The sequence below is a fragment of the Thermococcus sp. CX2 genome (genome assembly GCF_012027555.1).
In the GTDB taxonomy this organism is placed as follows: Archaea; Methanobacteriota_B; Thermococci; order Thermococcales; family Thermococcaceae; genus Thermococcus.
The window spans coordinates 406774-418986 of record NZ_SNUQ01000001.1; the positions used below are offsets into that span (position 1 = coordinate 406774).

Sequence of the window (12213 nt, forward strand, 5' to 3'; positions counted from 1 at the left end):
TTTCTTCGAGGATTTTTAAGCGTTAAGTAAGAAGGGAAAGAGGCTCAACGACCAAGCTCCTTGTGAGCCTTGGCGAGGTGCTTCGCCGCTATTGCCGCTAACAAGGAGAGCTCGCCCGCGAGAACTGCACCAGCTATTATCTCCGCGAACTTCTTGGCGTTCGTCCCCGGTGGATCTCCACCGCCGGCGACGCCCATTATGCTGAGCGCTTCCCTCTGAGTTGGAACCCTCGTTCCTCCGCCGACGGTTCCTATCTCGAGGCTCGGCATTGTTATGCTGATGTAGAGGTCGCCTTCTGGTGTAACCTCTGCAAGAGTTATGCCGTGGGCTCCTTCCGTAATCTGCGCCTCGTCCTGACCAGTGGCGAGGAATATGGCTCCAACGATGTTGGCAAAGTGAGCGTTGAAGCCGTAGGAGCCGGCCTGGGCAGAGCCTACGAGGTTCTTGCGGTAGTTGACCTCAGCGATAAGCTCGGGGGTGGTTTTGAGCTTCTTCTCGACTATCTCGCGCGGGATTATTGCCTCGGCTATGACCGTCTTTCCACGGCCATTGATGAAGTTCATGGCGTTGGGCTTTTTATCAACGCAGAGGTTACCGGATAGGGCTAGGTACCTAACGTCGGGGAACTCCTCCTCAATGACCTTCATTATTTCCTCGCTCGATATGGTCACCATGTTCATGCCCATGGCATCGCCCGTCTCAAACTCGAAGCGGAGGTAGAGGTTGTTGCCCACTATGAAGGGCTTAACATCCCGGAGCTTTCCGTGCCTTGTTACCTTTGAGACTGCCTTCTCCTGGAGATAGTCGAGGTTAGCCTTAACCCACTCAGCAACTTCTCTAGCCCTTCTCGCGTCGGGGCACTTGAGGAGCGGCGCGCGGGTCATTTTATCCCCTACGATGGTCGTCTTAACTCCCCCAGCTTCCGTCAAGGCAGAGCAGCCCCTGTTCACGGAGGCAACCAGTGCCCCTTCCGTCGTCGCGAGCGGGATGTAGAACTCTCCCTTGGCGTACTCTCCGTTGATCTTTAACGGCCCCGCGACTCCCATCGGAATCTGGACAACTCCTATCATGTTTTCGATGTTCCTTCCAATGACCTGGTTCGGGTCAATGGAGTAGTGTCCTATGTTCTCGAGGCTTATTCCAAGCTTCTTTTCGAGGGCCTTCCTTCTTATTTCAGTGGCGAGCCTTTTGTCGCCGTCCGTGTACTTCTCAACCTGGTGGAGCTTTATTTCTCCCCTGGCTACCTTATCCACGAGCTCTTCCACGTTCATCCTAACACCTCCAGAAATCAGCCGAATATCCACTCTTCGAGAATTTCTCCCACCTCACGAAACGCGAGGGCAGCATCACTCCGGGGCATGTACTTAAGGATTGGAATACCAACGTTAATTGACTCGGGGACGTTGTTATCAAAGGGTATCCACCCCAGAACAGGAACACCAAGGTCACTTTCAACGGCATCTATTATCGCATCAACCACATCCTCAGACTCCCTCACCTTGTTCAGTATCACGCCAATGTTGAGTTTGTACCTCTCACCCAGGGCCTTCAGCTTCTCTATCTCGTTCTTCACCATCGTCTCAAAGGAGTAAATTGGAGAACGCTCTATCTCAACCACTATAAGCTGGTAGTTGGCCAGCTCAAAGGTGGGAAGCGTGTCGAATGGAATGCCCGTAGGTGAGTCTACAAAGACGACACCGAACTTGTACTTGACTTTATCGAGAATCTCCACCAATCTTTTCGGAGAAATACCAAGGACATCTTGGAGCTGTGTGCTTCCCGGCATCACGTGGACTCCCGTTTGGGGGTGTTTGTATATGGCCCATTCTGGATCGATATCGGGGTTTTTGAGGAGTGAGTGAAGTGTATACTTTACGGTATCGAGTGCAAAGTGAAAACCAAGATTCGGCAGATAGAGGTCACCATCAACTGCCAGAACGCGGTACTCTCTCATAGCCAGGAAAGTGCTGAGATTTGCGGTAGTGGTGGTTTTTCCTGCACCCCCGCGTCCAGTCACGACGATCAACGCCATCTTCCAACCCCCTTTGTCCATTAGGGAAATACTTGCAGGAGAATATAAGGTTTCCGATGATCCATCAGGAAAACTATTGTTTACATCGCTATACGCTCGCAAAAGGTTTATATCGCCTCTCGTTTAGATATGCGTGTAAACGCTTTGGAGATGATAACTATGGAAGGCAAGATGCCAGCCATCGTGAAAACGAAGCCCGCTTACGGTGCGGAGCTTGTTGAAGTTGATATCCCCAAACCCGGTCCCGGAGAGGTTCTCATCAAGGTTCTCGCTACGAGCATCTGTGGAACCGATTTGCACATATACGAGTGGAACGAGTGGGCCCAGAGCAGAATCAAAACTCCCCAGATTATGGGGCACGAGGTCGCTGGAGAGGTCGTAGAGGTTGGCCCCGGCGTCGATACAATCCAGGTTGGAGATTACATTTCAGCTGAGACCCACATCGTCTGTGGAAAATGTTACGCCTGCAAGCATAACCGCTACCACGTCTGCCAGAACACCAAGATATTCGGCGTCGACATGGACGGTGTCTTCGCTGAATACGCCATAGTTCCAGCCCAGAACGCCTGGAAGAACCCGAAGGACATGCCGCCCGAGTATGCAAGCCTTCAGGAGCCCCTTGGAAACGCGGTCGATACAGTTTTAGCCGGCCCGATAGCCGGGAGAAGCACCTTCATAACCGGAGCCGGTCCGCTCGGCCTGCTTGGAATCGCCGTTGCAAAAGCTGCTGGCGCTTATCCAGTCATCGTTAGTGAGCCGAGCGAGTTCAGGAGAAAACTAGCGAAAAAGGTCGGCGCCGACTATGTCGTCAACCCATTCGAGGAGGATCCAGTTAAGTTCGTAATGGACATAACTGATGGAGCCGGTGTTGAGGTGTTCTTAGAGTTCAGCGGGGCACCAAAGGCCTTGGAGCAGGGACTCCAGGCGGTAACCCCAGGAGGAAGGGTTTCGCTGCTCGGCCTCTTCCCGAGGGAGGTCACCTTCGACGTCAACAACCTCGTAATCTTCAAGGCCCTCGAAGTTCACGGCATAACCGGAAGACACCTCTGGGAGACCTGGTATACCGTCTCAAGCCTCATCCAGAGCGGCAAGCTCAACCTCGACCCGATAATCACCCACAAGTACAAGGGCTTCGACAAGTTCGAGGAAGCCTTCGAGCTCATGCGCGCGGGCAAGACTGGAAAAGTCGTCTTCTTCCCCCACAAGAAGTGAGTCCTCTTCTTCCCTTTTCCTTCATCAACCGCAATTCTTAAGTAACTCTCCTCAAACTCAACCCAAGGAGGTGGCCTTATGGATCTGAGCTACCAGGAAAAGCTGACGCTCATAAAGCTTAACGATTTAAAGCGCGCCAAGTTCGAAGAACTCGTTGAGAAGACGGGTCTTGATCAAGTGGCTGTGATGAGAGCCGTTCTCTGGCTCCAGAGCAAGGGGCTGGCCAGGCTCCACGAGAGGAGCGAGAGAGTAGTAAAGCTAACCGAGACGGGTAAAAGGTACGCCCAAATAGGATTACCGGAGTGGAGAGCCCTGAGCGTTTTGAGGGAGAAAGGAAAAATCACGCTCGACGACCTTAGGGATGTCCTCAGCGAGGATGAGCTCAAGCCGATAGTTGGCCTTCTCAGGAGAGAAGGCTGGGCAAGCGTCAGGAAGGAAGAAGGAAAGCTCATCCTTGAGATAACGGAGAAGGGCCTCAAAGCCGGGGAGAGACCGATAGACAGGGCCCTCAAACTGCTCGCCAAGAGGAAAGCCCTTCCGGTTAGTGAAATCGAGGGGCTCGTTAAGGTGAACGAACTCAAGAGGAGGAAGATAGCGGAAGAAGACACCGTCACAGAGCGCGAGGTTGAGATAACACCAGAGGGAGAGGATGTGGTCAAAGCAGGTGTTGAGCTCAAGGAGGAAGTTTCTACCCTCACACCCGAGCTGATAAAGTCCGGCAAGTGGAGGGAAGTTGAGTTCAAGCGCTTCAACATCTCCGCACCCGTTAGAAGGGTTTATCCGGGCAAAAAACAGCCCTACAGGGCGTTCCTCGACAAGATAAGGAGAAGGCTCATCGAGATGGGCTTCATCGAGATGACCGTTGACAGCCTCATCGAGACTCAGTTTTGGAACTTCGACGCCCTCTTCCAGCCCCAGAACCACCCCGCGAGGGAATGGACAGACACTTACCAGCTCAAATACCCAAAGAGCGGCTACCTACCCAATGAAGAACTCGTCGAGAGGGTTAAGACCGCCCACGAGAGAGGCATAGCTGGCTCACGCGGCTGGGGCTACGTCTGGAGTCCGGAGAGGGCCATGCTGCTGATGCCAAGAGCCCACGGTACCGCCCTGAGCGGCAGGCAGCTTGCTAAAGGTGTCGAGATTCCAGGTAAATACTTCACGATACAGCGCGTTTTCAGGCCTGACGTCCTTGACAGAACCCACCTCATAGAGTTCAACCAGGTAGACGGTTTTGTGGTTGGCGAAGATCTCAACTTCAGGCATCTCTTAGGTATACTCAAGCGCTTCGCCGTTGAAATTGCCGGAGCAAAGAAAGTCAAGTTCCTGCCTGACTACTACCCGTTCACCGAGCCGAGCGTTCAGATGAGTGCCTACCATCCAGAACTCGGTTGGGTTGAGTTCGGAGGAGCAGGAATATTCCGTGAGGAGATGACCAAGGCTCTGGGTATAGATGTCCCTGTCATAGCCTGGGGAATTGGAATAGACAGGCTGGCCATGTTCAAGCTCGGAATTGATGACATCCGCTACCTCTTCAGCTACGACCTGAGGTGGCTCAGAGAGGCGAGGCTGGTATGGTGAAACCTCACGGGTGGTGATGCTCGTGCCGAAGTTCGACGTTTCAAAGACTGATTTGGAAAGGCTCGTTGGGAAGACCTTCAGCGTACAGGAGTGGGAAGACCTCTTCCTCTACGCGAAATGTGAGCTCGACGACGTCTGGGAGGAGAACGGTCAAATCTACTTCAAGGCGGACTCGAAGGACACCAACAGGCCAGACCTCTGGAGCGCCGAGGGTATAGCAAGGCAGATACGCTGGGCGCTCGGATTCCAGAAAGGCCTCCCGAGGTATGAAGTTGCGAAGAGCGACGTCACTGTTTACGTTGACGAGAAGCTCAAAGATATCAGGCCCTACGGTGTCTATGCCATCGTTGAGGGTCTCAGCCTCGACGAAGAGGCTCTCAAGCAGATGATCAACCTCCAGGAAAAAGTCGCTTTAACCTTCGGAAGGCGCAGAAGGGAGGTTGCCATAGGCATCTTCGACTTCGACAAGGTGAAGCCACCTATCTATTATCGTGCGGCGGAGAAAACAGAGAAGTTCATTCCCCTTGGCTTCGACGAGGAGCTCACTCTGGAGGAAATCCTCGAAAAGCACGAGAAGGGTAAGGAGTACGGCCACCTCATAAAGGACAAACCATACTATCCGCTCCTCGTTGACAGCGAGGGCAACGTTCTTTCCATGCCACCGATTATCAACTCCGAGCTCACCGGAAGGGTAACCACCGAGACCAAGAATGTCTTTGTTGACGTCACTGGCTGGGACCTGAAAAAGATAATGCTCGCCCTCAATGTAGTCGTTACTGCCTTAGCCGAGCGCGGCGGCAAGATAAAGAGCGTCAAGGTAGTTTACAAGGACTTCGAGATCGAAACCCCAGATCTAACCCCCAAGACCTTTGAAGTCGAGCTCGACTATATCAAAAGGCTAGCCGGGATAGAGCTGAGCGATGTTGAAATCAAAGACCTCCTCGAGAGGATGTTTTACGAGGTCGAGCTGGTCGATGGCAAGGCAAAGCTCAAGTATCCGGCCTTCCGCGACGACATAATGCACGCCCGCGATGTGCTCGAGGACGTCCTCATAGCCTACGGCTACAACGAGATCGAACCCGAGGAGCCCAAGTTAGCCGTTCAGGGCAGGGGAGACAAATTCGTGGGGTTTGAGGATGCTGTAAGGGAGCTGATGATCGGCTTCGGCTTGCAGGAAGTCATGACCTTCAACCTGACGAACAAGGAGGCCCAGTTCGCCAAGATGAACATTCCGGAGGAGGACATCGTCGAAATAGAGAACCCGATAAGCCTAAAGTGGTCGGCCCTGAGGAAGTGGCTCATACCTTCCCTTCTTGAGTTCCTGAGCCAGAACACCCACGAGGAGTACCCGCAGAAAATCTTTGAGGTCGGGAAGGCCACGCTGATAGACGAGAGCAGGGAGACGAAGACGATAAGCGAGAGCAAGCTCGCCGTTGCCATCGCCCACCCACGCGTCACATTCACTGAGGTCAAAGAGATACTCGAGAGCGTTATCTACCATTTAGGCTTTGAGTACGAACTAAAGGAAACTGAACACGGCTCGTTCATCCCTGGAAGGGTTGGCAAGATAATAGTGAACGGTCAGGAAATCGGTATAATCGGAGAAATCCATCCGCAGGTGCTCGAAAACTGGGGAATAGAAATGCCAGTGGCGGCCTTTGAGATTTTTCTCAGACCGCTCTATTCAGAACCGTATTTCTGACCTTCTCTACTATCTATCTCTTTTGGAGAGAGAAAGACGGAGATACCGAATTAGCATCTTTTCCGACATTCTCAGGGTTTTCATTCAATTTCTTAAGAAGGAACTGCCACATAATATCAAAGTTCACGATGTTTATGAAGACTTCGGGTTCAATCACAGATTCCACCTAGTGATCACCTCCATAACTTTTTTCAAATTGATAACTCCAAGGTCGCTTTATTAAACATTTCGAAAAATTTTGAAAATATTTGTCAAAATTCGCCCAGTTTTTACACCAATTATTATCAGAATGCCAACAAATTAAGCACCAAAAAGGCTTTAACTTTACCTAACAACTCCAGACCATGAGACTTGCCCTTCGCATAGCCTACGATGGAACAGCTTTTTACGGATTCCAAAGGCAACCGGACCTTAGAACCGTTGAGGGAGAACTCATCAGGGTTCTCACCAAGCTTGGAATAATCGACGATGCCGAAAGCTCCAACTTCAAGGGTGCCTCGAGAACTGACAGGGGCGTTTCGGCTTTCTTCAATGTCGTCTCTTTCGACACAGAAAATTCTCGCTTGGCAAGGCCTGAAATCCTCAATCACCATCTTAGGGACGTCTGGGTTCTTGGGGTTGCTGAGGTTCCCGAGGACTTCCACCCACGTTTCTGGGCGAAGTCCAAGACCTACAGGTACTACCTCGTCGATGAAGGCTTTGATGTAGAAGCAATGCGGGAGTGCGCGGGGCTATTCGTCGGAACCCACAATTTTTCAGCCTTTGCAAAGCTCGAACCCCACAGAGACCCAGTGAGGGAACTCACGAGGGTGGAAGTGATTAAACGCCAGGGCTACTACATCATCGAGCTTGAAGGGAAAAGCTTCCTCTGGGAAATGGCCAGGAGGATAGTCAATGCACTCCGATTTTGCGGACTGGGTATCCTGACGGAGAGGGAAATCGAGGGCATGCTCAGGGGGGAGTACTCCAAGAAGATACCGCCAGCGAGGCCAGAGGGCCTCGTGCTCTGGAGAATAGAATATGAGGGGGTTAAATTTTCCGCGGATGAAAGGGGGATTAAAAAAGCGAAACGTGACCTCTTTGAGCGCTATTCCGAGGCCCTAACAAGGGCAGCCCTATTTGGTGACCTTCTTCTTGGCCTTTGATCTCTCCATTTCCCTGTCATAGTACTTGCCGTAGTACTGCTTGAGGGCCTTCTGCCGCTCAAGGAAGTGCGTAAAGAGCAGGGGATCGTCGTCCTGAACGTCCACAATGACGGCTTTCATACCCTTTTTCGGTCTAAGAGCTCTGCCTATGGTTTGGATGGTCATGATGTCGCTCTTCCCGCCTCCAGCAAGAATTATCGCCGAGATTTCAGGTATGTCGACACCCTCTTTCAGCAGGGTTGACACGAGGACAGGTATGCTACCTTCCTTGAAGCCCTCGAGAATCTCCCAGCGGTTGGGACTCTTGGAACTGAGGAATTCCGCTTTTATGCCCTCCTTCGCGAGCATCTCCTTTAGTATCTTACCGTGCTCTATCCTTTTAACGTCTATGAGGACTCTGTGGCCCTTCTTGGCCAGCTCCACAGCCTTCTTGATTATTGCCCTGTTCCTCTCGTCGTTGTTCATTATCATATCCTCGTAGAGCTCCTTATAGCGCTCACTGAATGAAGGCATGGTCGACTCATAGGTTATTATCTCGAAGCGCGGTTTTGCCAGAAAGCTTTCCTTGATGAGATCCTCAGCACGAACCTCAAATATCGTTGGACCAACAACTGCCTCGATCTTGATTTCTTCCCCTTTAACGCGCCTCCAGGGAGTAGCAGAGAGTCCAAAACGGTAGACCTGGGGTAGAGAGAGACCCAGCTTGTAAAACTTCTCAGCTGCAGAGGTTCTGTGGCACTCATCGAACATGACTATTGCGTAGTTGTTCTGGAGCTTATCAGCGCCTCTTGAGAGGAGTGTCTGGATCATCGCTATGGTTACGGCTTTTTCTTCCCACTTGTTGTCTCCAACAATTCCCGGCTCGACACCGAGAACCTCGTGCACCTTATCCGCCCACTGATAGAGGAGCTCTTTGGTGTGAACGACAATGAGAGCCGAAAGGTCAAGCTCGTGGATTATCCTCAGCCCAACTACAGTCTTTCCGCTACCAACTGGAAGTGAAAGAACACCCATTTTCTCCTTCAAAGCCTTTTTAACGGCTCTCTGCTGATACCGTCTCATAATGTAGTCCTCGTTCCAAGTCGAGTTGAGCTTAACGCCCCCAATCTCTCGCTCGTCCTTTACCCTGACGCGGTAGCCCTTGGAGTTAAGGAACTTCTTCACCCTTGGAAGCACACCAACAGGGAAAGTCTTCTCGTAGGGATCGTAGAGGCTCTCGGGCTTCTCCCACTTGCCGAAATCCTTTCTATACGTCAGTAGCTCGTATATTCTAAAGTAAACCTGTGGATCTGCCTTCTCTACGTGCACCAATGCGGAACCGTCAGGAATACGAAGGACAACCACGGGCATGATCAATCAGACAAGAGTTCTGGAAAAAGCCTTTATAGACCTTTTGGAACAGTAGTCTAAGGTGGTAAAATGCTGAGAGAGATCATCGAACATTTTGATGATACCGTGGTCATCGAGAGGCCGGTTAGCAAAGAGCTCGAGGTAACCCGCTACCTGATGAAGTACAGAGATCGGCCAGTGCTCTTTAAGGACGTTGATGGCTGGCAAGTTGTTGGAAACATCTGGTCAAAGAGGGAAAGGATAGCGGACTATCTCGGTGTGGAGAAGGGGGAAATCCTCCATCTCATGGCAGAGGCCATGGAGAATCCCATGCCATACCAAAAGGCCGAGAAGGCCCCTTTTATGAAGAACTCAACGAAAGACTTTTCCCTTAAGGAGCTCCCAATTCCCAAGTACTTCCCGAAGGATGGGGGCCAGTACTTTACCTCCGCAATGGTAATTGCAAAGGACGAGAACGGTTTCGTAAATATGTCGTTCCACAGAATGATGGTGTTCGATGATAAGCGCGTTGCGATAAGGCTCGTACCTAGGCACCTCTATTCGATGTGGAAGGACAAAATGGAACATGGCGAAGCACTGAACGTTAGAATAGTCGTAGGCAACCCCATTCACCTGCTTTTGGCTGGAGCAACCAGCGTCGCCTACGGCGTAAGTGAGCTTGAGATAGCATCCGCCATAAGCCAAAGAACCTTCGGAAAGCCCTTAGAGGTCGTTGACCTCAACGGGATTCCTGTACCAGTGGAGAGCGAGTTCGTCTTCGAGGCAAAGATACTTCCCGAACTAACGGACGAGGGTCCCTTTGTGGACATCACCGGAACCTACGACTATGTTAGAAAGCAGCCTGTGGTGGTCTTCGAGAGGATGTACCACGTTGACGAGCCGATATTCCATGCCCTCCTCCCAGGAGGTTATGAGCACTACATGCTGATGGGACTCCCCAAGGAGCCCCAAATCTATGCCAGCGTGAAACGGGTCGTTCCAAAGGTTCACGGGGTCCGTTTGACTGAAGGCGGAGCGATGTGGCTCCATGCAGTGGTCAGCATAACCAAGCAGCACGATGGCGACGGTAAAAACGCCATCCTAGCGGCCTTCACTGGCCATCCCTCGCTCAAGCACGTCATCGTCGTTGATGAAGACATCGACATCTATGATGATAGAGAAGTGGAGTGGGCGGTAGCCACTCGCTTCCAAGCCGATAGGGATCTCGTGGTAATCCCGAACGCGAGGGGAAGCTCCCTCGACCCCTCTGCTGAGAGGAGCCTTACAGCCAAGTGGGGCATCGACGCCACAAAGCCGCTCGATAGAAAAGAGGAATTCGAGAGGGCTAAGATTTAGACCTCCCAGTTCACTTCACTTTTTATGCCAAGTCATTCGACCATCTTAAGGAAAATCTCCTCGAGGCTGGGCTCCTTGACCTGCATCGTAAGTACCTTAGCGCCCTGTGCCGCCACGAAGTCATGAACTGCCTCCCTGATGTCTCCAGGCGCGACGATGCGGTATTTCTTCTCCCCGAGGGGTGTGACTTTCCACTCAACGCCGCTGAAGTCAACCGGCCTGTTGGTCTCAAGGACTATGGTGTATCCTGCCCTCTGGAGGAACTCGCGCTTAATGTTGTCAAGTTTGTCCTCCACGCGGAGTTTGCCCTTCACGATTACTCCCACTGTGTCGCATATCTCCTCGACGTGTGCGAGGATGTGCGAGGAGAAGAACACCGTCTTTCCAGCCTTCTTCTGCTCCCTGATTATCCCCTTAAACTCCGCTATCCCTGTTGGGTCGAGGCCCGTCATAGGCTCATCGAGGATGAGCAGCTCCGGATCGTTCATTAGGGCCTGGGCGAGGAGGAGTCTCTGCTGCATTCCCTTGGAGAACTTGCCCACCTTCTTATCCCTGACCTCCCATAGGTTGAGGAGCTCGAGCAGTTCCCTCGCCTGTTTTTCCCTTTCGGGCTTGGTATCCCAAAGGCCTCGCCTATTATGTCAAGGGTCTGCATCGGCGTGAGGAAGTCCCACAGAGTAGCGTGCTCAGGCATGTAGCCGATTCTCCTCTTGGCCTCAACGAGCTTGCTCTCATCGTATTTCCCGTTTCGGAAGACTTCCTCTCCAAAGAGTTCTATCCTACCCTCCTGGGGAAAGATAAGACCAAGAACGCTCAGGATAGTCGTGCTCTTTCCAGCACCGTTCGGGCCGAGGAAACCGTAAATCTGACCCTTCTTCACTTCAAGATCGAGACCGTCCAGAGCCCTAACGTCCTTATAAACCTTAACAAGGTTCTCGATTTTCAGTACCATTATCATCACCTCAGATCCATCCTGCTGAACCTGTAGAATCCGATGCCCAGGTAGAGAAGTGTCATCACAACAATTATCGCGAAGTTCACGAGGTTGTTGCTTATGGCGTATGCCATGCCCTTGTATTCAGTGTTAACATCTCCGTAATCCCCGAATCTTCCATCTGAAACAGTTCCAACGTCTCCAGTGATGACGCCAACCTGTGATGTCGGGACGTAGAAGAGGTATTTGGTGGTGTAGTCCTTCTGCAGCTGTTTGAGCTCAGTCATGCTCATGTCGGGGTTGTCCATGGCTTCCTTAAACACCATGTATCCAACGATGTTGGGGACTATGAGGAACATCACGAAGACCAGAACCAGCGCGGCCCCAAGGGCTGAGCTCGAGGACTTTATTACCGTGGAAAGAATGTAGCCAAGGGCAACGAGCTGGAGCATTGCTAGGAGAAGGAGCATATTGAGAAGCAGAACGTCTGTCACGAGCTGGCCGCTCAGGGGCACACCGAGGTAGACAACACCCAGCACCCCGATGAGAGTTGATATGAGCAGGGCTATGAGGAGAACCACCGCGTGGGCGAAAAACTTGCCGCCTATGTAGCTGAGCCTCTTTATGGGCTTGCTCATCGCAACGCGAAGGGTGCCTTTCTCTATCTCACTGTTTATTGCTGTCGCGCCCATGAGCAGGGCGAGTATCCCAATGAAGAACCCCGCCATGCCTGTGACGAACTGTATCAGAAACGACATGGCCTCCTCGGTGGTGAAATCCTGTACACCCGCACTCTTCATGATGTAGAACACGGGGATGTAGAGAAGCGCCATTGTGCCGAGTATCACCCAGAGCTTCTTTGTTCGAAGGCTCTGCTTAAACTCAAGCTGAAATCCCCACCACATATGAATCACCTCTACAG

General features: G+C 51.9%; 10 protein-coding genes and 1 pseudogene. 5 read left to right on the forward strand and 6 right to left on the reverse strand.

The features are described 5' to 3' along the window. Positions 1-44 precede the first annotated feature (44 nt). Positions 45-1271, reverse strand: a complete 1227-nt coding sequence (gene hmgA, locus E3E23_RS02305) for a hydroxymethylglutaryl-CoA reductase (NADPH) (protein WP_167906076.1) — start codon at positions 1269-1271, stop codon at positions 45-47. 17 nt (positions 1272-1288) lie between these two features. Continuing rightward, complete coding sequence (locus E3E23_RS02310; RefSeq protein WP_167906605.1) at positions 1289-2032, reverse strand: MinD/ParA family protein; 744 nt, start codon at positions 2030-2032, stop codon at positions 1289-1291. Between the two features lie 159 nt (positions 2033-2191). Here E3E23_RS02310 and tdh point away from each other — a divergent pair, with 159 nt between their 5' ends. The 3 genes from tdh (at position 2192) to pheT (ending at position 6527) form a co-directional block, all read left to right on the forward strand. Then, complete coding sequence (gene tdh, locus E3E23_RS02315) at positions 2192-3244, forward strand: L-threonine 3-dehydrogenase (RefSeq protein WP_167906607.1); 1053 nt, start codon at positions 2192-2194, stop codon at positions 3242-3244. Positions 3245-3322: 78 nt separating this feature from the next. Further along, the gene (locus E3E23_RS02320) at positions 3323-4825 is read left to right on the forward strand and encodes a phenylalanine--tRNA ligase subunit alpha (protein WP_167906078.1); all 1503 of its coding nucleotides are present in this window, start codon (positions 3323-3325) and stop codon (positions 4823-4825) included. A gap of 22 nt (positions 4826-4847) precedes the next feature. Further along, positions 4848-6527: a phenylalanine--tRNA ligase subunit beta gene (gene pheT, locus E3E23_RS02325; RefSeq protein ID WP_167906609.1), complete on the forward strand. Its 1680-nt coding sequence runs from the start codon at positions 4848-4850 to the stop codon at positions 6525-6527. Positions 6528-6540: 13 nt separating this feature from the next. Here pheT and E3E23_RS02330 read toward each other — a convergent pair whose 3' ends face one another. Further along, positions 6541-6693 (reverse strand): hypothetical protein, encoded by a 153-nt coding sequence (locus E3E23_RS02330; RefSeq protein ID WP_167906080.1) that lies wholly within the window; start codon positions 6691-6693, stop codon positions 6541-6543. A gap of 178 nt (positions 6694-6871) precedes the next feature. On the opposite strand from E3E23_RS02330, the gene truA reads away from it, so the two are divergent. Next, positions 6872-7672, forward strand: a complete 801-nt coding sequence (gene truA / locus E3E23_RS02335; RefSeq protein ID WP_167906082.1) for a tRNA pseudouridine(38-40) synthase TruA — start codon at positions 6872-6874, stop codon at positions 7670-7672. On the opposite strand, the gene E3E23_RS02340 is transcribed toward truA, so the two are convergent. After that, positions 7643-9016 carry a DEAD/DEAH box helicase gene (locus tag E3E23_RS02340; RefSeq protein WP_167906611.1) on the reverse strand — a complete coding sequence of 458 codons (1374 nt, stop codon included), beginning with the start codon at positions 9014-9016 and terminating at the stop codon, positions 7643-7645. The genes truA and E3E23_RS02340 overlap by 30 nt on opposite strands. Positions 9017-9091: 75 nt before the next feature. Here E3E23_RS02340 and E3E23_RS02345 point away from each other — a divergent pair, with 75 nt between their 5' ends. Continuing rightward, positions 9092-10357, forward strand: coding sequence for a UbiD family decarboxylase (locus E3E23_RS02345; protein ID WP_167906084.1), 1266 nt, complete (start codon positions 9092-9094; stop codon positions 10355-10357). Positions 10358-10389: 32 nt separating this feature from the next. Here the strand turns inward: E3E23_RS02345 and E3E23_RS02350 are convergent. Both E3E23_RS02350 and E3E23_RS02355 read right to left on the reverse strand, forming a co-directional pair. Further along, positions 10390-11315 (reverse strand): annotated as a pseudogene (locus E3E23_RS02350) (ATP-binding cassette domain-containing protein). After that, positions 11315-12196 (reverse strand): ABC transporter permease subunit, encoded by an 882-nt coding sequence (locus tag E3E23_RS02355; RefSeq protein ID WP_167906086.1) that lies wholly within the window; start codon positions 12194-12196, stop codon positions 11315-11317. Before E3E23_RS02355 ends, E3E23_RS02350 begins: the two are co-directional and overlap by 1 nt. Positions 12197-12213 lie beyond the last annotated feature (17 nt).